Raw genomic sequence first — 25758 nt, forward strand, 5'->3', positions numbered from 1 at the left:
GATTTAGTGGTCGCGCCCAGAACCCACGAACATTGCAACGACTGACACGATAGAACGCCACGCGGAATGAACCGCGTGGCTGAGGAAACATGATGAATTCTTCCGTATCCGCCCTGCCGCTCTCCCTGGTGTCCAATATGGCCCAGGCCTCCAGTCCTGTTCAGGACAACGTTCGTCACACGCGCCCGCTGCCAACCCCGGCTGTACTTCGCCAGCGCCTGCCCCTGAGTGACCTGTTGGCACAACAGGTGTCCGCCCAGCGCCAGGCCGTTCGCGACATACTGCATGGCGATGACCCCCGCCTGCTGGTGGTGGTGGGCCCCTGTTCCATCCATGATGCCGACGCGGCCCTGGACTATGCCCGCCGCCTGGCGGATCTGGCCCCCGAGGTGGCAGACCAGATGCTGCTGGTGATGCGAGCCTACATCGAGAAGCCGCGCACCACGGTCGGCTGGAAGGGGGTGGTCTATGACCCGCAGCTGGATGGCAGTGGCGACATGGCCCGGGGGCTGGAACTGTCGCGCCGGCTGATGCTGCAGATGATCGAGTTCGGCCTGCCGCTGGCCAGCGAACTGCTGCAACCGCTGGTGGCCGGTTATGTGGACGACCTGCTGGGCTGGGCCGCCATAGGTGCCCGCACCAGCGAATCGCAGATCCACCGGGAGCTGGTCAGCGGCCTGGGCATGGCGGTGGGGTTCAAGAACGGCACCGACGGCAGCATGGGCATCGCCATCGATGCCATGCGCTCGGCGGCCGCCGCCCACCAGCATTTCGGCCTGGACGAGCTGGGCCGCCCGGCGCTGGTCGAGACCCGGGGCAACCCGGACACCCACCTGGTGCTGCGTGGCGGCAACCAGGGGCCGAACTTCGACGCCGCCAGCGTGGCCGCCGCGCGGTCAGCGCTGGATCAGGCCGGGGTGGATGCGGCCATCATGGTCGACTGCAGCCACGCCAACAGCGGCAAGGATCCCCTGCGTCAGCCCGCGGTGCTGCATGAGGTGATCGACCAGCGTCTGGCGGGAAATGACCGCCTGCGGGCGGTGATGCTCGAGAGTCACCTGTTCGACGGCAATCAGCCGTTGTCCGGCGAACTGCGGTATGGGGTGTCCATTACCGATGGTTGCCTGGGCTGGGCCGGGACCGAGCAGCTGTTGCTGGAGGCAGCGCAGCGGTTGCGGGGCTGAGCTGGGGCGCCGTGCTCCGGCTCGAGTCCTTCGCGCCGGGGGCGGCGCTCCTACAAAACCGAGCCATGGAGCACATTCACTGTGCGAGTGCCTTGGCGGGGAAAAAATACCAGCCCCCAGGCCAGAGCCTGCCAGCCGGCAGGCTCCCTCAGTAGTGATACCAGCGCAGCTGCAGCATCACCTCGTTGCGCGGCGTATCCAGCTGGCTGAACTGGCGCCGGGCGCTCAGGCGCAGGCCCAGATTGCGGTCCAGCTCCAGCTGCTGGGTCAGGCCGATATGGCGGCGGATCTCGCCGTTGTGAAAGTAGTCGGCGCTGGCCTCCAGCAGCAGGTTGCCAGCGCCATTGCGCCACAAGAGCCCCGCGTCAAAACCGGCGGCCGGGCTCAGGGCAGCAGCAAAATCCTGATGATGCTCGACCCGCAGGGTAGCCAGACTGTAGGCGAGCAGCTCGTCGTTCAGCCTCCAGCTGAAGCCTCCGCCACCATTAAGATGGCCCACCAGGCGCTGTCTGCCGTCCTTGCCGGCTACCCGCTCGAGCCCGGTTTCCACCTGCCATGACCAGGGCTTGAGCAGGGCGTGGCGCGGGGTCAGGGAGCGGATGCTGATCAGCCCGAGCTCCTGCAGTTGCCAGTGGTTGCCCTCGTACTGGCGAACCCGCAGTTTGCCCAGCTCGATCTGGGCCCCTAGCGGGAAGCCATCCAGATTGTCGTTGAGATCATGGTAGGCCATGCGCAGGCCGTACTCGGCAAAGTCCCGGCCATCCAGGCTGCCCAGTGCCAGTTGCCAGGTGCGTGACTCGTGACCGTCCTCGGGCAGCGGTGGGGTGGGGATCTCCAGTCGCGGCGGCGGGTTGCGGTTGATCGCCTGCAGCAGCTGGTAGCTGCGCGCCGCGTTATCCGAATCGCGCTCGCGGTTGACCGCCTGATAGCGCAGCAGCCGATAGCTGGTTTCCTGAATCAGCGCCTGCCGCTCGGCGGGCAGTTGCTGAAAGGCCGGGTCCTCCAGCAGCGCGGTATCCGCCGCCAGCTCCCGGGCCAGTACCAGCTCGCGGGATGACAGCGGCTGGGCCCGGGCCAGCAGTTCCTTTTCCCGGGAGGGACGGTAGTTCACGCTGCTGATCATGCCGGCGTCCTTCACTGCGCGTACCGTGTCGGCGGGAATGGCAGTGAGCGGGAACTGATCGATCAGCCGCAGCCCCGGCCGGGCGATTTCCAGCAGCTCCAGCAGCCGGTAGGAGCAGTTCTCGTCGAAGAAGAAATAGTCGAAGCGGATCTGCCGCAGTTCCCAGACATGCTCGACCAGGCGGCCGGTCTCCTCCGGGGTGAGATCGAGCCGGTATTCCCAGAGGTCGCGGTTCTCCAGGCTGCTGTATTCGCTGATCTTGTCCCGGTACGGCAGCAGCGAGAACTGGCCGGGATAACCGCCGGCCAGTCCCTTCCAGGCGTACAGCATGCTGTTGTCCATCTGCTCGACCATGGCGCCGAAATTCAGCGCATAGCTCAGCAGGGCGGTGCCGTTGTCCTGCATGTCGGGCGAGTCGATACGCAGCAGGGTATGCCCGAACATGGAGGAGGGGCTGTTCAGATAGGCGTCGGGAAACACCAGCACGGTACTGTGCGGGTCGATATCGGCATACCAGGCCGCATACTCGGCGCAGGTCACCGCGGGCAGCTCGGTCAGTGCCAGTTGTTCGCGCAGCCAGCGGGTGCGCGATGGGTAACGGCACTGGGCATGCTGGTCAGCCAGGCCAGGGTCGGCATGAAGCGCCTCCAGCGTGGCCTCGAGCTCCGCCAGTGGAGAATGTTCGCCCTGGTCAGAAAGGAAGAAGTCGGGGTCATCCACATAGCTGCGCCAGCCGCCGATCAGGGGCTTTTCATAGTGCCCCAGGGCAATCCAGTAGGGGTGTTCGGCAAGGGACCGCAAAGTGGCCGGGTCGGGATGGGGATTGGCCTGTGCGATGAGACTGCCAAAGGCCAGCAACAGGGAAAACAGGGCTCTGAACATGCGCACCGCTGAAAAACAGGAGGGGGCATCATGGCCCCGGACGGCCCTGCCCGTACTGCAGGCAGGGCGCAGGCGGGCCGATCAGGCCTGGTCGGCGTACTTGGCCAGAACCTCGTCACGCTCCATCACGGCCAGGGTGGCAGTGTAAACCTGCTCGGCGGTGACGTCGGCGGAGCTGAAGATCTCGTTGAAGTGCTCGCTGGTCACGGCGGCAAAGCGAGCGCGATCCTCGGCGGCTACACCCATGACGACGGCGTAGGTGGTCAGTGCTTCACCCTCACCGCGGGCCATGTCCTCGGACAGCTCGTTCATGATGCTGCTCAGTACCAGCATGGACTTGCCGTGGTAGGCCAGCTTGCCGCTGGTGTCACAGCCGTTGGTGCCGGAGGTCATGCCGAAGGTGGCGTTACCGGAGGTACCGTTGGTGATGGAAGCCACCAGGTGCGAGGGCAGGCCGCTCTGACCTTCGAACAGCATGTTACCCCAGCCGCAACCCGGGCCGCCCGGGGCGGTAGCGAAGGCGTTGAGGGAAGCGGCAGCCAGCAGAGATCCAATGAGAAGGCGTTTCATGACAGTTATCCATCTGTAGGGAAGAAGTCCAGAATCTAGCAACGCGCTTCGCTTATTGCAATTTGATTGCCGTCGTATGTGACAGGGCGGTCGGCAGCACCCCGGCTTCTGTGAAATGGATCACGTAGTGCCACCCTGCGATTTGTCTATGACGGCGCATACGGCTACTGGATTGCGCTTTGCTGATCGCGCTGGGAGAGTTAGGGTCAGGCTATCAATAACAACAATGAATCACCTGGAGGCGTGGTATGGCCGAGACTGCTCATCTACCCTGGCTGGACTCCTACCCCGAGAGCCTGCGCTGGGATACCGAACTGGCCACGGGGCCGGTGAACGAACTGCTGGACCAGAGCGCCCAGCGCTTCGCCGACAACCCCGCGATCGATTTTCTGGGCCACAAGATCAGCTACCGCGAGCTGGACCGACTGGTCAGCCGGGCCGCTGCCGGCCTGCAGCGACTGGGCGTCGGGCCGGGGGTGCATGTGGGTCTGTTCCTGCCCAATTCCCCGCACTACTTCATCGGCTTTTTCGGCGTGCTGCGCGCCGGTGGCACCGTGGTCAACTATTCCCCGCTGGACGCCGAGCGCACCCTGGCGCACAAGATCGAGGACAGCGAAACCGACATCATGCTGACGCTGGATCTGGAGTCGCTGTATCCGCGCATGGCCGGCATGCTGGGGAGCAGCCGCCTGCGGCATCTGGTGGTCGGTCAGCTTACCGAGTTCTGCGGCCCGGTCAGCGCGGCGGCGGCCGGTCAGCTCGGCCCGTCGGTGCCGGTGGCCATGGATGCGCAGACCCTGTCCTTTGCCAGCCTGCTGGACAATGACGGCGACTACCGGGCGCATCCCCAGGGGGATCCGGCGTCCAGCCTGGCGGTGCTGCAGTACACCGGCGGTACCACCGGGGTGCCCAAGGGCGCCATGCTGACCCACGCCAACATCACCGCCTCCTGCTCGCAGCTGGAAGCCATTCTGCGTGATGCACTGGAGCCGGGGCGCGAGCGGGTTCTGGCCGTGCTGCCACCTTTCCATATCTACGCGCTGATGGTGAACATGATCTTCGGCGTACGCATGGGGTCCGAGGTTTACCTGCATCCGCGTTTCGATGCGGAAAGCGTGCTGCGCGAGATCCATGACAACCGCATCACCACCTTCCCCGGGGTGCCGACCATGTTCATCGGGCTGGCGGCGCATCCGCTCACCGAGCAGCTGGACCTGACCTCGCTGAAACTGTGCAACTCGGGCGGCGCGCCCCTGCCGCTGGAAGTGCAGCAGCGCTACTCACAGATGGCCGGTTGCGCACTGCGCGAGGGCTGGGGCATGACCGAGACCACCACAGCGGGCACCTTCACCCCGCGCGATGGCGAACCGCGCCCCGGCTCCTGCGGCCTGCCGATCCCCGGCGCGATCATCCGCATCGCGCCGCTGGACGGCTCCCCCGGCAGCCTGCCGCCGGGCGAGTGCGGCGAGGTCTGCATCGCCGGCCCCAACGTCACTCCCGGCTACTGGAAACGGCCGGATGCCACCGCCGAGGCCATGACCGAGGACGGTTTCCTGCGCACCGGTGACGTCGGCTACATGGACGAGAAGGGCTGGGTCTATATCGTCGACCGCACCAAGGACATGATCCTGTGCAGTGGCTACAACGTGTATCCGCGGGTCATCGAGGAAGCCATCTACGAGCACCCCTCGGTGGAGGAGGTGGCGGTCATCGGGGTGGATGATCCCTGGCGCGGCCAGTCGCCCAAGGCCTTCATCAAGCTGCGCAGCGGTGCGCCCCGGCTGAGCTTCGAGGAGCTGCAGCGTTTCCTCGAAGGGCGTCTGGGCAAGCATGAGCGCCTGTCGGCCATGGAGCTGCGCGATGCCCTGCCACGCACGCCGGTGGGCAAGCTGTCGAAGAAGGATCTGGTGGAGGAAGAGCGGGCCCGCGCCAAGGCCAGCTGAGCGTTGGGGTGGGGCGGACTGACCGCTGATCCGGCGTATCGGTGAATGCGATCAGCTGCGGTATAATGTCGCAACTGATCGCCCTCCCGGTCCGGGCGACAGGCAGCTACAGAGTCAGGAATCACCCATGCTCGCCCAGCAGTCGGTACAACACATACCCTTTGCGCCCGGCCCCCTGCTCATTTCCCGATGCTTCGAGGAAGCGGCGGCCACGCTCAACGGCAACCTGTCGGAGTCACGTACCGTGCGTCCGCAGCGCCGTGGCGCCCATGCGGATATCCGCTTCACCCTGCGCCACCTGCCGAACATCAAGCTGTTCGGCGCCTACTGGGGCGAGGAGGCGGTGGCCGTCAGCTCGACACCGCTGAGTTCCTGGCACGGCATACTGCCGCTGGCCGGCGGCATCCGCGATCTGCACAGCGGGCAGCAGGTCAAGGCCGGTGAGATGGTCCTGTTCACCCCCGGCCATGAGATCGATATCGTCTGGGCGCCCGGCACCAAGGCCATCGTTGCCTCGCTGGAAGACCAGTTGCTGCGTAATCACGTCGAGTCCGCCTATGACATGAGCATGCCGACCCTGCCGGAGCGGGTGCTGCGCATCGAGCAGGAGCATCCGGCGCTGGTGAGCATGGACAACCTGCTGCGTCTGACCGATGCGGAATTTCGCCAGGGCGGTGGTCTGTTCGGCCTGCCGGTGGCGCAGCAGCAGTTGCAGTCGCTGTTCTGCGAGAACCTCCTGCAGCTGCTGCCGGTGCATCATCGGCTGAACGAGCGTCGTCTGCTGCCCCGCGCCCTGAAGCGGGCACTGGAATACATCCACGAGCATCTGGAACAGCCCTGGTCGATGGAGGAGCTGGTGCAGGCCAGCGGCGTGAGTCGCCGCAGTCTGGAGCAGGCCTTCCGCGACAATCTGCAGACCAGTCTGCTGCGCTATCTGCAGCAGTGCCGTCTGGAGCTGGCACGCGACTGTCTGCGCCGCGCCCGCCCGGGTGACCTGCAGCTGGTGGATCTGGCGCACCGCCTGGGCTTTGCCCAGCCCAGTCATTTCACCACCGCCTATAAGCAGGCCTTCGGCGAACTGCCCTCGGAAACGCTGGCACGCTGGTGATACCGTCCTGACCGTGTTGGTAATACGGAAAAACCTCGTTTTTTGGCGGTTCAGTGCCGGCCTCTGCGTCGATACGCCCCTGCCACGACACGCCGTGAACCCATCCATGGGGGCTCGTTGATGTCATCCCTGACATCAAACGGTCGTGTCAGGGGCGTCTCAACGCAACGGCGGAAACTTCTGAGTTGCTGTAAGAAAAAACCATCAGCGGCTCAGAAGTTTCCAGGCGGTCTGGGGTGCAGGGTTGTGCCGACCGTCGGTTTTCAGGGATGAAAACCGCGAGCCTACATGGAAGTATTCACGGCGTGTCGGCACGGCCCTGCACCCCAGCAAGCCCTCCCCAGTCTCTCAACATAACTGACACACCAGCGGCGCTTTGCAATAAACGCGCAAAAGAAAAGGGCTGGCCGGTGACCCGGACAGCCCTTTCTGGTCACCGCGCGCTGGATGTCTTACTTGAAGCAGCGGTCGTACAGGCAGGTGTCGAAGCCGTAGCGCAGATCGAACTCGCCCATCAGCACGTTGTTGCGTGCCACGTAGGCTTCCCAGTCCTTGAGCAGCTCGGCCAGCTTCTCCGGATGCCTGGCAGCCAGGTCGCGGCTCTCGGTCGGATCCTCGGCCAGGTTGTACAGCTGCCACTGGGCGGTGCCGTAGGGCGGGTTCATGTTGGCGATCTTCCAATCACCCTTGCGCAGTGCCTTGCGGCCGAACAGTTCCCAGCCGATGGCGCGCTCGGGCATGGCCTTGCCCTCGAGGATCGGGCGCATCGAGATACCTTCGATGGCAGCCACTTCCCGGCCGTTGAATGTGCCGGAGGGCTGCTCGATGCCGGCCAGTTCGAGGAAGGTCGGCATCACGTCCATGACGTGGGCCACTTCATGGGTGATGGTGCCGGGCTGGCTGACCTGCGGAGCGCGGATGATCGCCGGTACCTGGATACCACCCTGGCTGGTCAGGCCCTTGAAGAAGGGGAAGGGTGCGGTGCTGACCTGGGCCCACTGGGGACCGTAGGCGATGTAGGAGCCGCGGCGGCCCATGTTCTCCAGGCTGTTGTCGAAGTTTTCCTTCATCCACACATCGTTGCCGGGCAGGTCCTCGGGGTTGTTGCCGTCGGCGCCGTTGTCGGAGAAGAACAGGATGAAGGTGTTGTCGTATTCGCCGGTCTTCTTCAGGTAGTCGATGACCCGACCGATATGGTGGTCCATGTTATCGACCATGGAAGCGTAGAGCTCCATGCTGCGTGCTTCACGACGCTTCTGTTCGTCGGTCAGCTGATCCCAGCTGGGCAGGGCGCCGTCCATCGGTACGTTGGCCTCGACATTGGCCGGCAGCAGGCCCATTTCCTTCATGCGCGCCAGACGCTCCTGGCGGATGGCCTCGTAGCCGGCGGCGTAGCGGCCTTCGTACTTGTCCAGCCACTCGTCCGGCACATGCAGCGGCCAGTGGGGAGCGGTGTAGGACAGCAGGGCGAAGAAGGGCTTGCCGTTGCTGCGGCCCTGTTCGATGTACTCGAGCATGGTGTCGGTGTAGAACTGGCTGGAGAAGAAGCCCTCGGGTGCGCTGACCTGCTTGCCGTTCTCGCGGTAGATCGCCTTGGGATCGTTGCCGATGATGGCGAACTGGTCGTCGAAGTGGCTGGCGCCGCCCTGAACCAGGATGTAGGAGCGGTCGAAGCCACGGGCGGCGGGGCTGGTTTCCTCGGTGCGGCCCAGATGCCACTTGCCCACGGTATAGGTGTTGTAGCCACCGTCACGCAGGACCTCGGCCAGGGAGGCCACGCGCTCGTTGAGGTAGCCTTCGTAGCCCGGCTGGTTGCGCTGGAAGGGCTGGATCAGCTCACCCATGTTGCCCAGACCGGCCATGTGGCTGTCGGTACCGGACATCAGCATGGAGCGGGTCGGCGAGCAGGTCGGTGCCGCGTGGAAGTTGGTCAGCCGCACGCCCTCGCTGGCCAGGCTGTCGATGTTCGGGGTGTTGATCTCACCGCCGAAGCTGGTGATGTCGCTGTAGCCCAGGTCGTCGGCCAGGATGATCAGGAAGTTGGGCTGTTTGTCCTCGGCCTGGACGGCGGTGCCGACCAGGGCAGAGAGGCACAGGGCCCAGCTGAGTCGTCTGATGTTCATGGTTGTTTCCTCAGTTGCTGTATCAGATCGGCGGTACATGGCCGCCGGTGGCTGTTGTTGTTCAGAAGCGCATCGCGGTGCGCACTACCAGGGTGTTGTTGTCATGCCCGCCGGCGCGGGTGATCGCCCGTCCTGCTGCCAGGTGCATGGCATGCAGGTCGATGTTGAAGTTGGCGGTCGGCTGCCAGCGACCGGTGAACTGGTAGGTGGTGCCGATTTCCCGCGCCGAATTGTTCAGGGTGCCGGCCAGCGGACGCACGCCGGGGAGATAGACGTAATCATCGGTGGCATGCCGCCAGGTCTGCAGGATCGAGGAGTACACCTCGATGGTGCGCGCCGGCTTGAAGTTGAATGAGGGGCCGGCCAGGATCAGGTTCGACATGGTGGTCAGGTTGGCCTCCCCATAGGTGCCGTTGCGCGGGTAGAGGGCATCGAAGGTGCGGCTCTGCGAGGCGGACAGCGGATCGCCGCCGCTGGCCACATCCAGATGCAGGCCGAGCCGCGGGCGCAGACGGTTATCAAAGGTATAGCCGCTGTCGCTGCGGATAGCCCAGGCGCGGATATCCCGACCGGCATGTTCGCCGCCCTGCAGCATCAGGTCCCAGTTCCAGTCCAGCTGCTGCTGGCGGCCGAACAGGCGGGTGCCGAGGGTGTAACGCTCCTCCCGGCCGACGAAGCCCTGGAAGTTGCGCTCGTCCATGTCCCGGGCGAAGGCATAGAGATCCACGCCGCGCTGCGGGGCGAGATTCAGGCTGGCATAGAGGCCGAGCAGGCGGGTGTTGTTGTCGCTGCTGTCATCGAAGTTGTCTCTGTCGTAGAGGATCGGTCGCAGGGCCAGCAGGTCCACCTGGTGCTTGCCGGGCGTGGTCAGGCGCAGTATCGCGCCGTCGAAGGCCTGACGGATGTTCGGCTGCTCGCCGATATTGAGCAGCGCGCCCTGGCCGTACTGGATCTCCTGGCGACCGATACGGGTGGTTGCCTGCAGCGGGCCGAGGTCGAAGCGGGTATCGATGAAGGCCTGGGCCACATCGTTGCGGCTGCCGTCACGGGGCGCGGGAAACTGCTGATTCCAGCTGCGGGTGTTCTGCAGCTGGACGAAGGTGCGCACCCGGTTGTCCCACAGATGCAGGCTGGCATGGGCCTGGGCACGCTGCTGGATGTAATCGTCGTCGCCCTGGCCGCTGAGGTCGAAGGTGACGTTGTCCGCATGGGTAAAGGCGTAACGCAGTTCGCCCCCCAGCTGTAGCCAGGCGCTGTCGCCAAGGCGGTGGTAACGCAGCTCGTCGAGCGGATCGGTACGCCGGGCCGGGTCGTCGAGGAAGCGGTAATCCTCCAGTTGCCGCGAGGGGCCGGCCGGGAAGGGTCTGCTGTGCTCCATCGGGTTGGCGGACGGAGTATGGGCGTGACTGGCCGGGCTGATAGCAGAGGTGATCAGCAGGGCGGGCAGTGTCAGGGCTGTGATCAGTGTGCGCATGGGACAAACCGAGGTTGTTGTTATTGGCAGGCCAGTATCCGCAGACCAATGCAGCGACCGGTATCGGTATAGCGCAGGGGCTTGTGTGACAGCGCAGATTTTTCTGCGCCCGGGGTCGAAACCGCGGTGTCAGCCGACGAAATGCGGTAGGGTCGGGAATATTTCCCGAGCAGCGCAGCGTTGCTTCTGCCGGGATCGGGCCTTAAAGTCGCCGATAACCTTGTAGCCTGGCGCTGCGTCCCTACCCCGACAATAACTGGATCTGAACATGGCGGTACCCGGAAATGCCCCCCGCAGACGCTGGCGCTGGTTTGCGCTTGCCGTCGTGTTGCTGCTGGCTGCGGTGGTCGGCCTGCTGATCAGCCAACAGCCCCCGGGGCCGCCGGCGGCTCCTGCGCCCACCCCCCAGATATCGACGCCGGCACGACCGGCACCGCCGGTGACCGCCGGGTTTGTCGGCAGTGACAGTTGTGCCGGCTGCCACAGCGAGCAGCACAGCGCCTGGCGCCAGTCCCAGCACCATCACGCCATGGCCCATGCCGGCCCGGATACCGTGCTCGGCGACTTCGAGGACGCCCGCTTCGACTACGCTGGCGTGACCACCCTCTTTACCCGGCGCGGCGAGCGCTATTTCGTCACCACCGATGGCCCGGACGGCGAACTCGAGGAATTCGAGGTGCTCTACACCTTCGGGCTGGATCCCATGCAGCAGTACCTGGTGGATCTGGGCCAGGGCCGGCTTCAGGCGCTGTCGATCGTCTGGGATACCCGCCCGGCGGAGCAGGGTGGCCAGCGCTGGTTCCATCTGTACCCGGATGACGAGATCGGCCATGGCGACCCCCTGCACTGGACGGGCGCGGCGCAGAACTGGAACTTCATGTGCGCCGACTGCCATGTGACCGACTACCGCAAGGGTTTTGACGCAGACAAGGGCAGCTTCTCCCCGGCCTGGTCGGAGCTGGGCGTCGGCTGCGAGGCCTGCCATGGCCCCGGCAGCCAGCATCTGGCCTGGGCCGAGGGTGAGCACGGTCTGGCAGACAGGGGCCTGACGGTGTTGCTCGATGAGCGCCGCGGCATGCACTGGCTGCACGAGCTGGAGCGGGTCACTGCCCGGCGCAGCGAGCCGCTGCTCAGTGACCGGGAACAGCAGGTCTGTGCCCAGTGCCATTCCCTGCGCAGCGCCGTTGCCGAGGGCTATCACGCCGGGCTGCCGCTGCTGGACTTCTACCGGCCCGAGCTGCTCAGCGACCCGCTGTACTTCGCCGATGGTCAGCAGCGCGAGGAGGTCTTCATCACCGGCAACTTCGCCCAGAGCCGCATGCATGCGGCGGGGGTCACCTGCAGCGACTGCCATGAACCGCACAGTCAGGCCCTGCGGGCCAAGGGTAACGCCCTGTGTGGCAGCTGCCATCTGCCCAGCAACTTCGATCGCCCGGAACACCATCAGCATCCGGCAGGCTCCAGCGGCGCCCAGTGCGTCAACTGCCACATGCCGGAGCGCACCTACATGGTGATCGACCCCCGGCGGGACCACGGCATCAGCATTCCCCGTCCCGATCTGGGGCAGGCGCTGGGCATACCCGATGCCTGCAGCAGCTGTCACAGCGACCGGAGTGCCGACTGGGCGGCGCAGCAGGTCGCGGACTGGTTTCCCCAGGGCCGCTGGCGCCAGCCCTCCCACGCGAGTGTCATCGCCGCAGCGGATCAGGGCCAGCCGGCGGCGCAGCAGGATCTGGTCAAGCTGCTGGCGCAACCTGAGCTGGCGGCCATCGTGCGTGGCAGCGCGGCACAGCGACTGAACCCGGCGTTCGGGCCGGACCAGTTGCGCGCACTGGGGCAGGGATTGGCTGACAAGGATCCGCTGGTGCGTCTGGGCAGCCTGCGTGCCTTCGAGGACGCGGCACCTGAGCTGCGTGCCCGTTTCCTGGCCCCCCTGCTGGAGGACCCCCTGCGCAGCATCCGCAGCATGGCGGCCAGTCAGCTGGCGGATGTCACCCTGCCGGCCGAGCAGCAGCCGGCCTTTCAGCGCGCGCTGGAGGAATACGAAGCGGAGCTGGCGCTGCATGCCGACCGTGCCAGTCATCTGGGTCAGCTGGGGCTGCTGCGGCTGCGCCAGGGGCGGGTCGGGGAAGCCGAACAGGCCTGGGACAGGGCCATCCGTGCGGAACCTCGGGCCTCCGGCAACTATCTCAATCTGGCCGATCTGTACCGCCTGCAGGGACGAGAGAAGGCCGCCGAACGGTTGCTGCGTGATGCGCTGGAGCTGATGCCCGGCGACGGCATGCTGCATCACGCGCTGGGCCTGTCGCTGATCAGGCAGCAGCAGCGCGACGCTGCACTGGAGCACCTGCGTCGAGCCTGGGAGTTGCAACCGGAGAACCCCCGCACCGGCTATGTACTGGCCGTGGCGCTGGAGCCGAGCGCACCGCAGCAGGCCCTGGAGACACTGCGCAGCGGCATGGACCTGCACCCCCAGGATCGGGATCTGCTGTGGGCCGGCGCCAGCTTCGCCATCCGTCACGGCCAGCTCGAGCTGGCCACGGAGTTTGTCGATGCGCTGCTGCGCCGGGATCCCGTTGACCGGGAAGCGCGGCAGTTGCATGAACAACTCGGTCAGGCGGTCCGCTGATCAGCAAGGGCCGCAGGCGATGCACCGACCCGCCTGTCGGTCGCTTGCCCTGGCGCGGTGATTTTGCCGCTTCAGCGTCCGCGGGCATCTGGCTCCGGAAATGACTTTCACCCATACTGTGCGACCTGATCAGATTCGCTACTGCAGACACCAGTCCAGGAGATCATCCGAACACCATGAACGACGCTCTGTCCCAGACTCCGCAGCACAAGCCCCGCCCCTTCGTCGACCTGCTGGTCAGTATCGTGATCCCCTCGGTCATCCTGATGAAGTTCAGCGGCGAGGCCCACCTGGGGCCGCATCAGGCGCTGATCATGGCACTGGCCTTCCCGCTGGGCTGGGGGCTGTTCGAGCTGATCCGCTACCGCAAGTACAACTTCATCGCAGTGCTGGGCGTGGTCAGCGTCTTCCTCACCGGCGGCATCGGCCTGCTGCAGCTGGACCCGCAGTGGCTGGCGGTCAAGGAGGCAGCGGTGCCGGGGGTGATAGGGCTGGGGGTGCTGTTTTCCACCCGCACGCGCTTCCCGCTGATCCGCACGTTGCTGTACAACGAGAAGGTGCTTAACGTGAAGCGCATCGATGAGCGGCTGAAGGAGCGGGGTGTCAGCGAGGTGTTCGAACAGCGGCTGCTCAGGGCCACCTATTTCCTGGCCGGCACCTTCTTCTTTTCTTCCTTCATGAACTACATCATCGCCAAGTGGATAGTGGTCAGTCCCGCCGGTACCGAGGCCTTCAATGCGGAGCTCGGGCGCATGACCCTGGTCAGCTACCCGATGATCGCCATCCCCTCGATGATCATGATGATGGGCATACTCTTCTATCTGTGGCGGACCATCCATGGTCTGACCGGGCTGAAGATGGAAGAGATAGTCGCCCAGCCGCCGAAACAGGACTGAGGTGCTGCCCGGCCGGGCAGCGGTTCAGGCGGGCAGTGTCTGCAGTGCGTCACGCAGCCGCTGTACTGCGCCCTCCACGTCCATCAGCTTGTCCAGGCCGAACAGGCCGATCCTGAAGGTCTTGAAACCATCCGGCTCGTCGCACATCAGCGGCACGCCGCTGGCGGTCTGCAGCCCCTGCGCGGCGAAGGCGCGGCCGCTGTGGATGCCATCATCGGCGGTATAGCTGACGACCACGCCGGGGGCCTGGAAGCCGGGCGCCGCCACGCTGGCGAAGCCACGCTCCTGCAGCAGGTTGCGCACCGCCTGACCCAGTGCCAGCTGCTGCTGGCGCAGGCGTTCGAAGCCGTAATCCGCGGTTTCCCGCATGGTGTCGCGGAAGCGCTTGAGCGAGTCGGTGGGCAGGGTGGCATGGTAGGCGTGGCCGCCGTCTTCGTAGGCGCGCATGATCTGCAGCCACTTCCTGAGGTCGCAGGCGAAGCTGTTGCTGCTGGTATGTTCGATGCGCTCCAGAGCCAGAGTGCTGAACATCACCAGGGCGCACCCGGGTGAGGCGCTCCAGCCCTTCTGCGGCGCGCTGATGAGCACATCCACGCCGCAGGCCTGCATGTCCACCCAGAGCGCGCCGGAGGCGACACAGTCGAGAACAAAGAGGCCGCCCACCCCGTGCACGGCATCGGCCACCGCGCGCAGGTAATCGTCGGGCAGCAGGATGCCGGAGGCGGTTTCCACATGGGGAGCGAAGACCACGGCCGGCTTCTGCGTGCGTATGCTGGCGACCACCTCCTCGATGGGCGCGGGGGTGTAGGGTGCCTGGGCGCCGGGGCCGGTCGGACGGGCCTTGAGCACCAGCTCCTCGCTCGGCAGCTCTGCCATCTCGAAGATCTGCGACCAGCGATAGCTGAACCATCCGTTGCGCAGCACCATGCAGCGTTGGCCCCGGGCGAACTGGCGGGCTACCGCCTCCATGCCGTAGGTCCCACCGCCCGGCACCAGTGCCACGCCATCGGCGCCATAAACCTGGCGCAGGGTGGCGGAGAGGTCGCGCATGACCTGCTGGAACTCGACGGACATGTGATTCAGCGAGCGGTCGGTGAACACCACCGAGTATTCATACAGACCTTCGGGATCGATACTGGGAACCAGGCGGGACACGGGCAACTCCTCGGCAGAAAAGGGCATCGCCGGGCGAGCCGGCGATCTTATGGAACCCTACCCCAACGCCCCGGGAAAGCAAGTAGCTTCACTGGCGCTGCAGGTAGAAGACGTTGTGACCCTTCGTTTAACTGGTTGATGAAACACGGCACCCCGAAGGGTGCCGCAGGTTCAGGCCGGTGTGCGCTGGCGGCTGGTTTCTTCCGGTGGCGGCAGCTGACTGCGCTTGTCGGCGCGCCGGAAGATGAACCACACCAGCAGGGTAAATATGGACACAGCGAACAGGATGACACTGGCGATGGCGTTGATCTCGGGCTTCACGCCCAGGCGCACCGCTGAGAAGATCTCCATCGGCAGGGTGGTCGAGCCGGGCCCGGAGACAAAGCTGGCCAGTACCAGGTCATCCAGCGACAGGGTAAAGGACAGCAGCCAGCCCGCCACGATCGACGGCGCGATCATCGGCACGGTGATCAGCAGGAAGGTCTTCCACGGCGGGGCGCCCAGATCCATGGCTGCCTCTTCGATGGACTGATCCAGCTCGCCCAGGCGGCTGCTGACAACGATCGCCACATAGGCCACCGAGAAGGTGGTGTGGGCAATCCAGATGGTCAGCATGCCGCGGTCGAAGGTAACGCCGAGGAAGAACTCCAGTACCTGGGCCAGCGCCACGAACAGCAGCAGCAGTGACAGGCCGGTGATCACCTCGGGCATCACCAGCGGCGCGGTGACCATCCCCGAGAACAGGGTGCGACCGCGGAACTGCTGGATGCGGGTCATGGCAAAGGCCGCCAGGGTGCCCAGCGCCACCGCCGCGGTGGCGGTGTAGAAGGCGATCTGCAGACTGCGTTTGACCGCATTCATCAGCTGGGTGTTGTCCAGCAGACCCAGATACCAGTGGATCGACCAGCCACCCCATACCGTCACCAGCCGCGAGGCATTGAAGGAGTAGATGACCAGGATGACCATCGGCAGGTAGATGAACAGCAGGCCCAGCCACAGGACGACGCTGGAGAAATCGGGACGTCTCATCACTTCTTCTCCATCTCGCGAGCCTGGTTGTAGTGGAACAGCGTGATGGGGATCAGCAGTATGGCCAGCATCACGATTGCCAGCGCCGAGGCCACCGGCCAGTCGCGGTTGTTGAAGAACTCCTGCCACAGCACCTTGCCGATCATCAGGGTTTCCGGGCCGCCGAGCAGTTCGGGCACGACGAACTCGCCGACCACGGGAATGAACACCAGCATGGAGCCGGCGACGATACCGGCACGCGACAGCGGTACCGTCACTTTCCAGAATGCCTTGATGCGGCCGGCGCCGAGATCCTGCGCCGCTTCCAGCAGGGTCGGATCATGCTTGACCAGGTTGGCGTACAGCGGCAGCACCATGAAGGGCAGGTAGGCGTAGACCAGGCCGATATAGACCGCGGTATTGGTGTTGAGAATCTGCAGCGGCGTGCTGATCAGTCCGAGCGACATCAGCGTCGAGTTGAGCAGGCCGTTGGCGCTGAGAATGCCCATCCAGGCGTAGACGCGGATGAGGATCGCCGTCCAGGTCGGCATCATGATCAGCAGCAGATAGATCAGCTGGCGGTCCCGCGGCGCACGGGCGATGGCGTAGGCCATGGGGTAGCCCAGCAGCAGGCACACCAGGGTGGTGATCAGGGCGATCTTCAGCGACCCGAGGTAGGCAGCGTAGTAGAGGCTGTCCTGGGTCAGGAAGATGTAGTTGCCCATGTTCAGCACTATGGTCAGTGCCTGGTTGCTGTACTCGAACAGCCGCTCGTAGGGCGGGATGGCAATGGCCGCCTGGGAGAAGCTGATCTTCAGGACGATGACGAAGGGCAACAGGAAGAACAGGAACATCCACAGGTAGGGGATGCTGATGACCAGTGTCTTGCCGTTGGGCAGGGGCAGGCGTCTTCTCATGTCGGCAGTACCACGCCCCCGTCGTCATCCCAGCTGATGTAGACCTGATCTTCCCAGGTCGGGCGGGGCAGACGACGTTCCGAGTTGGCGAAGAAGGCCTGGACTATCTTGCCGCTGTCCAGCTTGATGTAATACATCGAATGGCCGCCCAGGTAGGCGATGTCGTGCACCACGCCGTGGGCCCAGTTGTATTCCTGTTCCGGCTGTTCGGTGGTGACGAAGACCTTTTCCGGGCGTACCGCGAAGATGGTGCTCTTGTCCTCGGCGCGGGTAGAGACCCCGTGGCCGATGTAGATATGCCGACCCAGCTGCGGACATTCGATGATTACATGGTCTTCCATGTCGGTGATGATCTGGCCCTCGAAGATGTTCACGCTGCCGACGAATTCAGCGACGTGGCGGTTGACCGGGCTCTCGTAGATGTCCATCGGCGTGCCGACCTGGACGATCCAGCCCTGATCCATGATGGCGATGCGCTGGGCCATGGTCATGGCCTCTTCCTGATCGTGGGTGACCATGATGCAGGTCACGCCGACCCGCTCGATGATCTCCACCAGCTCCAACTGCATCTGCGAGCGCAGCTTCTTGTCCAGGGCGCCCATGGGCTCGTCGAGCAGCAGCAGCTTGGGCCGCTTGGCCAGGGAGCGGGCCAGGGCCACGCGCTGCCGCTGGCCACCGGACAGCTGGTGCGGCTTGCGCTTGGCAAACTTGCTCATGTGCACCAGCTTGAGCATCTCGGCAACGCGCTCGGTGATTTCCTGCTTGCTGAGCTTGTCCTGTTTCAGTCCGAAGGCAATGTTCTGTTCCACCGTCATGTGCGGGAACAGGGCGTAGGACTGGAACATCATGTTGATCGGCCGCTTGTGCGGCGGCAGGTCGGTAATGTTCTGCCCATCCAGCAGGACCCGACCCTCGGTGGGTTTCTCGAAACCGGCGAGGATCCGCAGCAGGGTGGACTTACCCGAGCCGGACCCGCCGAGCAGGGCAAAGATCTCGCCCCGGTTGATGGTGAGGGTGACGTCATCCACGGCGACCGCATCATCAAACTGCTTGCTGACGCGCTCGATCTTGACGAACTCCACCTGCTCCTTCTTGGCCATGGCCTGCTTCATGGCCCCTGCTGCACCCACCATAATTCACTCCCCGGCAAAAGAGGGGCTGCAGTGCAGCCCCCGGTAAGGTTCAACGGCCCGACTTGATCCTGTTCCAGGCGCGGGTGATGATCCGTTGAGATGCCAGCGGGCGGGGTTTGGCCACATAGAGCTTGGCCATGACCTCGTCGGTGGGGTAGATCGCCGGGTCGTTCAGCACCTCGGGGTCAACAAACTCGTTGGCCGCCAGGTTCGGGTTGGCGTAGGCCACGTAGTCGGTGATCGGCGCTACCACCTCAGGACGCAGTATGTAGTTGATGAAGGTGTGGGCGTTGTCCGCGTTCGGCGCATCCTTCGGAATGGCCATCATGTCGAACCACAGGGCGGTACCTTCCTTGGGAATGGTGTAGCCGATGTTCACGCCATTCTCCGCTTCCTCGGCGCGGGCGGCAGCCTGGAACACGTCACCGGAGTAACCGGCGGCGACACAGATCTCACCGTTGGCCAGGTCGGAGATGTAGCGCGAGGAGTGGAAGTAGGCCACATGACCGCGCACGCTCATCAGCAGCTCTTCGGCCTTCTTCAGGTCATCGGCATCGTTGCTGTTGGGGTCCAGGCCCAGATACTGCAGGGCGGAGGTCAGCATCTCATCGCCGGAGTCGAGCATGGAGATACCGCAGCTGGCCAGCTTGGCCGCCACTTCCGGGTCGAACATCAGGTCCCAGGAGTCCAGCGGCGCGTCATCGCCGAGGATCGCCTGCACCTTGTCGATGTTGTAGCCGATGCCGTTGGTGCCCCACATGTAGGGGATGGAGTACTGGCTGCCCGGATCGATGCTTTCCATGTCATCCATCAACTCGGGGTTGAGGTTCTTCATGTTCGGCAGCTTGCTGTGGTCCAGCTTCTGGTACACGCCCGCTTCGATCTGCTTGGTCAGGTAGTGGTTGGAGGGCACCACGATGTCGAAGCCGGAGCGGCCGGTCAGCAGCTTGGCGTCCAGTACCTCGTTGGAATCGTAGACGTCATAGGTCACCTTGATGCCGGTTTCCTTCTCGAAATTGGCAATGGTGTCCTCGGCAATGTAGTCGGACCAGTTGTAGATTTTCAGCTCGCCCGCTGCATGGGCAGCTCCAGCGAACAGTCCGGTAACGGCCAAAGCCAGCAGAGTCTTGTGCAATGTCGGTTTCATGCGTTCTCCTTACGAACACCGTCCAGGGTGGACCGGTCAGTTCTCAATCGGGCCGATCGGACCGGCCGTTATCGGTGGATCAAACAACTTCCGGAAATATCCGGCATATCACTGGGAACCTTCCTTGCAGACGCTGGTTCGCCAGCGCCTAGTGTATTCAAGCTGTGTTCGCGCGGATAGGGGTACGGACCCCAATCAGCGCAGCTCTTCGGCAGCCATGTTCAGGGTGCGCCAGGCCTTGTCGAACAGCTCATCGATTTCCTGCGGTTGAATGACCAGCGGCGGTGACATGATCAGGGTGTCACCCACCGCTCGCATGACCAGACCGTTGCGGATGCACAGGTCGCGGCACAGGGTGCCGGCGGCGCCCTTGCCGGGAAAACGCTCGCGGGTGCGCTTGTCGCGCACCAGCTCCAGGGCGCCGAGCATGCCGACGCCGCGGACCTGACCCACCAGCGGGTGCTCGGCCAGGGCGGCGATCTTCTGCTGCAGATAGGGCGCGGCCTGTTCCCGGGCGTAGTCGACGATCCCTTCCTCGCGCAGGATGCGCAGGTTCTCCAGCCCCACGGCGGCGGCGACCGGGTGGCCGGAATAGGTATAGCCGTGGAAGAATTCGCCGCCCTGATCGATCAGGCAGGAGGCGACCCTGTCGCCGACGATCACCCCGCCCATCGGCAGGTAGCCGGAGGTCATGCCCTTGGCGATGGGCATCAGGTCCGGGCGGATGCCGTAGTACTGGCTGCCGAACCATTCGCCGGTACGGCCGAAGCCGCAGATCACCTCGTCGACCACCAGCAGGATGCCGTACTGATCGACGATGCGCTGGATCTCCGGCCAGTAGGTGGCCGGGGGCACTATCACGCCGCCGGCACCCTGGATGGGTTCGGCGATAAAGGCTGCAACCCTGTCCGCACCCAGCTCGAGGATCTTCTGCTCCAGCTGGCGCGCGGCCCAGAGGCCGAACTCGCCCTCTTCCATGTCGCCGCCCTCGCCGTACCAGTAGGGCTGGGGGATATGGACGATACCGGGAATCGGCAGGTCGCCCTGTTCGTGCATGGCGCTCATGCCGCCGAGGCTGGCCCCGGCGACGGTGGAACCATGGTAGCCGTTGATGCGGCTGATCACCGTCTTGCGCCGGGGCTGGCCCTGCAGGTCCCAGTAGCGGCGCACCATGCGCAGCACGGTATCGTTGGCTTCCGAGCCGGAGCCGGTGAAGAACACCCGGTTCATGTGTGCCGGCGCCTGTTCGGCGATGGCGCTGGCCAGCTCCACCGCCGGGGGATGGGTGCACTGGAAGAAGCTGTTGTAATAGGGCAGCTCGAGCATCTGCCGATGGGCCGCGTCGGCCAGCTCCCGCCGGCCGTAGCCGATATTCACGCACCAGAGCCCGGCCATGCCATCGAGCAGTTTGTTGCCCTCACTGTCCCACAGGTAGACGCCGGAGGCGCGCTCTATGATGCGGGTGCCGCGCCCCCCCAGGTCCCGGTGATCGGTGAAGGGGTGCAGGTGGTGGGCTGCGTCCAGCGCCTGCAATTGGGCCGTGTTGCGTTTGCCTGCTGTCATGCTCGGTACTCCCATGATCCGCGCCCCCGGGGGCGATGCCTAGACGGTGAGCAAAAGGAACTCCCGCTCCCAGGAGCTGATTACTCGCTTGTAGTTCTCGTTCTCCACCCGCTTGACCGCGATATAGCCGCGGCAGAACTTCTCGCCCAGCACCTCTTGGACATCCCGGCACTGTTCCATCCGCTCCAGCGCCGACTCGAGGGAGAAGGGCAGGCGCAGGTTGCGGCGCTCGTAGGCGCGGCCCTGCACCGGGGCGGAGGGGGCGATGCGCTTGACCATTCCCAGATAGCCGCACAACAGGCTGGCGGCAATGGCAATGTAGGGGTTGGCATCGGCGCCGGGCAGACGGTTCTCCAGGCGCATGTTTTGCGGCGTGGAATCGGGCACCCGCAGTCCGGCGGTGCGGTTTTCCACGCCCCATTCGACGTTGACCGGTGCCGAGGTGTCAGGCAGGAAGCGACGGAAGGAGTTCACGTTGGGAGCGAACATCGGCAGTACTTCCGGGATATAGCGCTGCAGCCCGCCGATATGGTTGAGGAACAGCTCGCTCATGCTGCCGTCGGGGTTGGAGAAGGTGTTCTCCCCGGTCCTGGCATCGACGATGCTCTGGTGCAGGTGCATGGCGCTGCCCGGCTCGTTGGTGATGGGCTTGGCCATGAAAGTGGCGGTCACGTCGTGCTTGAGCGCCGCTTCGCGCATGGTGCGCTTGAATACCAGTACCTGGTCGGCCAGGTGCAGCGGATCACCGTGACGGAAGTTGATCTCCATCTGCGCAGTGCCTTCCTCGTGGATCAGGGTATCCAGATCCAGTCCCTGGGCCTCGCTCCAGTCATACATATCCTCGAACAGCGGATCGAACTCGTTGGCAGCATCGATGGAGAAGGACTGGCGCCCGGTCTCCTGGCGCCCGGAACGACCGACCGGCGGCTGCAGCGGCAGGTCGGGATCGTCGTTGCGCTTGGTCAGATAGAACTCCATCTCCGGTGCCACCAGGGGCTTCCAGCCCTTTTCGGCGTACAGCCGCAGCACCTTCTTCAGCAGATTGCGTGGTGACATCTCGATCGGCACGCCGTGCTTGTCGTAGCAGTCGTGGATGATCTGGGCGGTGGGCTCGATGGCCCAGGGCACCAGGTAGATGCCGTCATCATCGGGCTTGCAGATCATGTCGATGTCCGCCGGGTCCAGCAGGTCGTAGTAGACATCATCATCGACATAGTCGCCGGTTACCGACTGCAGCAGGATGCTCTCGGGCAGGCGCATGCCCTTTTCCGACATGAACTTGGCGGTGGGCGCGATCTTGCCCCGGGCAATACCGGTGAGGTCGCTGACCATGCACTCGACCTCGGTGATCCTGTGTTCCTTCAGAAAGGCTTCAATCTTGTTCATACGGTCCTCTTGGGCCGGGCAGCGCGTGCCCGGCAGGCGTCACCAAACGCCTTGAATATACTCAGGTAGAACGGGTTTTCCATCACCTTCCATTCCGGGTGCCACTGCACGCCGAGGGCAAAGGTGCTCGCTGCCGACACGGAAAACGCCTCGATCAGTCCGTCGGGCGCCACGGCTTCGGGCTGCAACCCGGTGGCCAGACGATCCACGCCCTGATTGTGCAGGGAGTTGACCATTGCCGAGCTGCAGCCGGTAGCGCGATCGAGCAGGCCTCCAGGTTCGATGCGCACCTCATGGGCTGGCCCGTACTGCACCGGCAACGGCTGACTGGTGTCCTCCCGGTGCTCGAGCAGTCCGGGCACCTCGTTCAGGCGCTGGTGCAGGGTGCCGCCGAAGGCCACGTTCATTTCCTGGAAGCCGCGGCAGATCCCCAGCAGGGGTACCCCCAGCTTCACGGCGCGGCGGATCAGCGGCAGGGTGGTGGCATCTCGCCCGGGATCATGCTGGGTGCCGGGTGCACTGGCCGGGCCGGTGTAGTGATGGGGTTCCACGTTGGAGGGTGAGCCGGTCAGCAGCAGTCCGTCGAGCTGTTCCAGCAGGGCGTCCATGGGGATATGAGCGCCCACGGCGGGAATCAGCAGGGGGATGCCCCCGGCCCCCTGCAGGGCGCCAAGGATGTATTTCTCGCCGGCCATGTGGAAAGGATGCGGGCCAACGGTGGTGGTACAGCAGGAGATGCCGATCAACGGCTGACGGGTCTCGGACATGGTCTCGTCTGTGCGGTCACAGCTGCAGGGTCTTGTTCAATTTTTCATACAATAGCAGCAAAAAATCCCTATCACCAACTGCCGCCCCGCTGAGCCGCAGGGGGAATTCCGGAGCCGGTAAGCAGAGCCTTCGTCGGGCCAGTGCTGCCGGGCTTCGGGGCTCTATTGACTCGCCGGGGCCTTTCGGGATTTACTCTCAATCGTGAGAGTGATGGTTGATATATTTTACAAATAACAGGTGAAGAACATGCACTCCCCAGCCGATGTTCCGAGCGTCGGTAGCGAACCCGCCAAGGTGGTGAACCTTGACGCCGACGTGACCGCTCCCCATCCTCTGCATGAGCCGGAGAGCTTCCTAGCAACCTATCCTGACGTTCACTTCATCGACCTGCTGATTGCTGACATGAACGGCATCGTCCGGGGCAAGCGCATCGACCGTTCGGCGCTGACCCGTGCCTTCGAGAGGGGCATCGCGCTGCCGGCATCGCTCTTCGCCCTCAATATCCAGGGCACCACAGTGGAAGAGACCGGTCTGGGGATGGAAATCGGCGATGCCGACCGCATCTGCCTGCCGATCCCCGGCACCCTGTGCCTGGAACCCTGGCAGAAGCGCCCTACCGGGCAGCTGCTGATGACCATGTACGAGCTGGATCGCAAGACCCCCTTCTTCGCCGACCCGCGCTATGTCCTGCAGCGGGTGGTCGAGCGTTTCCGCGAACTGGGCCTCAAGCCGGTCTCGGCCTTCGAGCTTGAGTTCTTCCTGATCGACCAGGAAAACATCACCGGGCGCCCGCAGCCGCCGCGCTCGCCGATTTCCGGCAAGCGGCCGGCCTCGGTTCAGGTCTACTCGATGGATGATCTGGACGAATACGCCGAGTTTCTCGAGGACGTCATCGAAGCTGCCCACGAGCAGGGCATCCCCGCTGACGCCATCGTCGCCGAATCCGCGCCCGGCCAGTTCGAGGTCAACCTCCATCACGTGGAGGACCCGGTCAAGGCCTGCGACTATGCGGTACTGCTCAAGCGGGTGATCAAGAACGTGGCCTATGACCATGAGATGGACACCACCTTCATGGCCAAGCCCTACCATGATCAGGCCGGCAACGGCATGCATGTGCATATCAGTCTGGAGCGCGACGGCCACAACGCCTTCGCCCCGGATGAACAGGGCAATCTGTCGGACCACCTGCGCTGGGCCATCGGCGGGCTGCTGGAGGTGCTGCCCCAGTACATGGCCTTCCTCTGTCCCAACGTCAACTCCTACCGCCGGTTCAGTCCCAACTTCTATGTTCCCTGTTCTCCGACCTGGGGTATCGACAACCGCACGGTGGCGGTGCGGGTACCCGGCGGCGATGCCGAGAACATGCGGATCGAACACCGGCTGGCTGGCGCCGACGCCAACCCCTACCTGCTGATGGCAGCACTGCTGTCGGCCATCCACTACGGCATCACCAACCGCATCGAGCCGCCGCCAATGACCGAGGGCAATGCCTATGAACAGCACGAGCCATCGCTGCCTACCAACCTGCGCGACGCCCTGCGTCAGCTGGAAGGGTCGGAGATGATGAAGGACTACATCGGCGAGGAGTATCTGGACGTCTTCGTGCTGTGCAAGGAAAACGAGCTGGAGGAGTTCGAGCGCACCATCTCCGATCTGGAGTACATGTGGTATCTGCACACCGTATAGCAGGTAGCGATAACCCGGGATGGAGTCAGGCCATTGATGATGCGGTCGCGTTTGTCCGATTGTTGAAGGTGCGCCGATAGTTGGACGGGGAGGTGCCGAGCTGCGCTGCGAACTGCTGACGGAGCGCCAGGGGCGTACCGAAACCCACCGCCGAGGTGATGCGCTCGATCGACAGGTCGGTGGTCTCCAGCAGCTGCTGGGCTCGGGTTACCCGCTCGGCGTTCAGCCATTTGGTGACGGTAGTCCCGGTAGCCTCCCGGAAGCGCCGGGTAAAGGTGCGCCGACTCATTTTTGCCACCTCGGCGAGGGCGTCGACGGATAGCGGCTGCGCCAGATTTGCCCGCGCCCATTCCAGCACTCCCGGCAGCCGGTTGTCGTTGGCACACCGCGGTACCGGCCGCTCGATATATTGCGCCTGACCGCCGTCCCGGTGCGGAGGGGTGACCAGCAGGCGCGCCACATGGTTGGCCGCCTCGGATCCATGGCGCTCGCGCAGCAGGGCCAGGCAACAGTCGATGGCGGCCACCGTGCCAGCCGATGTGACGATATTGCTGTCGGCGACATACAGCACATCGGGGCGGAACAGGGTGCGCGGGAAGCGTTCGGCAAACATCTCGCGCGATGCCCAGTGTGTCGTGGCAGCGCGGCCGTCCAGCAAGCCCGCATGGCCCAACGCAAAGGCACCCAGACACAGACCAACGATCAATTTACCCTGCCCATTGGCCTGTTGCAGTGCCGCAGTGAGTTCGGAGGAGGTGGGCTCTCGGGGATCGCTCCAGGCCGGCACTATGATGATGTCGGCCGCGGCCATGGCATCGAGACCATGCTTCACTTCGATCATCATGCCTTGATCGCTGCGGATCAGGCCCGGCTCCTGTGCGCAGTACAGTACTTCATAGCGAGGCAGGGCGGTGCCATCATCCGCACCGAAAACCATGCCGGGTACGGAAAGGTGGAACAGGCTTACACCATCAAAAGTCAGAACGACTACGCGAATAGGGGGCATGGACTTACCTCATAGGTGAAGCACAAGCGCGGAATGCTTGGGTTGCCCAAATTTATC

19 protein-coding genes are annotated in these 25758 nt (G+C 64.4%); 6 read left to right on the plus strand and 13 right to left on the minus strand.

Annotation, left to right across the window (positions count from 1 at the left end; translation table 11 throughout):
• Positions 1-92 precede the first annotated feature (92 nt).
• Positions 93-1184 carry a 3-deoxy-7-phosphoheptulonate synthase gene (locus tag VF673_RS03885; protein ID WP_440290966.1) on the plus strand — a complete coding sequence of 364 codons (1092 nt, stop codon included), beginning with the start codon at positions 93-95 and terminating at the stop codon, positions 1182-1184.
• 148 nt (positions 1185-1332) lie between these two features.
• Here VF673_RS03885 and VF673_RS03890 read toward each other — a convergent pair whose 3' ends face one another.
• Complete coding sequence (locus tag VF673_RS03890) at positions 1333-3189, minus strand: Lnb N-terminal periplasmic domain-containing protein (protein ID WP_440290967.1); 1857 nt, start codon at positions 3187-3189, stop codon at positions 1333-1335.
• Between the two features lie 81 nt (positions 3190-3270).
• Complete coding sequence (locus VF673_RS03895; RefSeq protein WP_440290968.1) at positions 3271-3759, minus strand: DUF3015 domain-containing protein; 489 nt, start codon at positions 3757-3759, stop codon at positions 3271-3273.
• Between the two features lie 248 nt (positions 3760-4007).
• On the opposite strand from VF673_RS03895, the gene VF673_RS03900 reads away from it, so the two are divergent.
• Both VF673_RS03900 and VF673_RS03905 read left to right on the plus strand, forming a co-directional pair.
• Entirely contained in the window at positions 4008-5702 is a 1695-nt protein-coding gene (locus VF673_RS03900; RefSeq protein WP_440290969.1) for a long-chain-fatty-acid--CoA ligase, read from the plus strand.
• Between the two features lie 127 nt (positions 5703-5829).
• Positions 5830-6810 (plus strand): helix-turn-helix transcriptional regulator, encoded by a 981-nt coding sequence (locus VF673_RS03905; RefSeq protein WP_440290970.1) that lies wholly within the window; start codon positions 5830-5832, stop codon positions 6808-6810.
• 452 nt (positions 6811-7262) lie between these two features.
• Here the strand turns inward: VF673_RS03905 and VF673_RS03910 are convergent, their stop codons facing one another.
• Together VF673_RS03910 and VF673_RS03915 are read right to left on the minus strand one after the other, a co-directional pair.
• A complete protein-coding gene (locus VF673_RS03910; RefSeq protein ID WP_440290971.1) occupies positions 7263-8933 on the minus strand; it encodes an arylsulfatase in 1671 nt (556 codons plus the stop codon).
• Between the two features lie 61 nt (positions 8934-8994).
• Entirely contained in the window at positions 8995-10407 is a 1413-nt protein-coding gene (locus VF673_RS03915) for an alginate export family protein (protein ID WP_440290972.1), read from the minus strand.
• A gap of 268 nt (positions 10408-10675) precedes the next feature.
• Here VF673_RS03915 and VF673_RS03920 point away from each other — a divergent pair, with 268 nt between their 5' ends.
• Positions 10676-13036, plus strand: a complete 2361-nt coding sequence (locus VF673_RS03920; RefSeq protein ID WP_440290973.1) for a tetratricopeptide repeat protein — start codon at positions 10676-10678, stop codon at positions 13034-13036.
• Positions 13037-13212: 176 nt separating this feature from the next.
• Complete coding sequence (locus tag VF673_RS03925; protein WP_440290974.1) at positions 13213-13932, plus strand: VC0807 family protein; 720 nt, start codon at positions 13213-13215, stop codon at positions 13930-13932.
• A gap of 24 nt (positions 13933-13956) precedes the next feature.
• Here VF673_RS03925 and VF673_RS03930 read toward each other — a convergent pair whose 3' ends face one another.
• The 8 genes from VF673_RS03930 to VF673_RS03965 form a co-directional block, all read right to left on the minus strand.
• A complete protein-coding gene (locus VF673_RS03930) occupies positions 13957-15087 on the minus strand; it encodes an aminotransferase class V-fold PLP-dependent enzyme (RefSeq protein WP_440290975.1) in 1131 nt (376 codons plus the stop codon).
• Positions 15088-15258: 171 nt separating this feature from the next.
• Positions 15259-16116 carry an ABC transporter permease subunit gene (locus VF673_RS03935; protein WP_440290976.1) on the minus strand — a complete coding sequence of 286 codons (858 nt, stop codon included), beginning with the start codon at positions 16114-16116 and terminating at the stop codon, positions 15259-15261.
• Positions 16116-17012: an ABC transporter permease subunit gene (locus VF673_RS03940; RefSeq protein WP_090538862.1), complete on the minus strand. Its 897-nt coding sequence runs from the start codon at positions 17010-17012 to the stop codon at positions 16116-16118. Before VF673_RS03940 ends, VF673_RS03935 begins: the two co-directional genes overlap by 1 nt.
• Positions 17009-18145, minus strand: a complete 1137-nt coding sequence (locus tag VF673_RS03945; RefSeq protein WP_440290977.1) for an ABC transporter ATP-binding protein — start codon at positions 18143-18145, stop codon at positions 17009-17011. The genes VF673_RS03940 and VF673_RS03945 overlap by 4 nt, the downstream gene beginning before the upstream one ends.
• Before the next feature lie 49 nt (positions 18146-18194).
• On the minus strand, positions 18195-19292 hold the full coding sequence (locus tag VF673_RS03950) for a polyamine ABC transporter substrate-binding protein (protein ID WP_440290978.1): 1098 nt from the start codon (positions 19290-19292) through the stop codon (positions 18195-18197).
• A gap of 195 nt (positions 19293-19487) precedes the next feature.
• Positions 19488-20855 carry an aspartate aminotransferase family protein gene (locus tag VF673_RS03955; RefSeq protein WP_440290979.1) on the minus strand — a complete coding sequence of 456 codons (1368 nt, stop codon included), beginning with the start codon at positions 20853-20855 and terminating at the stop codon, positions 19488-19490.
• A 39-nt stretch (positions 20856-20894) separates the two neighbouring features.
• Positions 20895-22241, minus strand: a complete 1347-nt coding sequence (locus VF673_RS03960; protein ID WP_440290980.1) for a glutamine synthetase family protein — start codon at positions 22239-22241, stop codon at positions 20895-20897.
• On the minus strand, positions 22238-23008 hold the full coding sequence (locus tag VF673_RS03965; protein WP_440290981.1) for a gamma-glutamyl-gamma-aminobutyrate hydrolase family protein: 771 nt from the start codon (positions 23006-23008) through the stop codon (positions 22238-22240). The genes VF673_RS03960 and VF673_RS03965 overlap by 4 nt, the downstream gene beginning before the upstream one ends.
• Before the next feature lie 247 nt (positions 23009-23255).
• On the opposite strand from VF673_RS03965, the gene VF673_RS03970 reads away from it, so the two are divergent.
• Positions 23256-24695 carry a glutamine synthetase family protein gene (locus VF673_RS03970; protein ID WP_273126913.1) on the plus strand — a complete coding sequence of 480 codons (1440 nt, stop codon included), beginning with the start codon at positions 23256-23258 and terminating at the stop codon, positions 24693-24695.
• 25 nt (positions 24696-24720) lie between these two features.
• On the opposite strand, the gene VF673_RS03975 is transcribed toward VF673_RS03970, so the two are convergent.
• Positions 24721-25701, minus strand: coding sequence for a GlxA family transcriptional regulator (locus VF673_RS03975; RefSeq protein WP_440290982.1), 981 nt, complete (start codon positions 25699-25701; stop codon positions 24721-24723).
• Positions 25702-25758: the final 57 nt, after the last annotated feature.

Source organism: Halopseudomonas sp. Lyrl_26, assembly GCF_051948695.1.
In the GTDB taxonomy this organism is placed as follows: Bacteria; Pseudomonadota; Gammaproteobacteria; order Pseudomonadales; family Pseudomonadaceae; genus Halopseudomonas; species Halopseudomonas formosensis.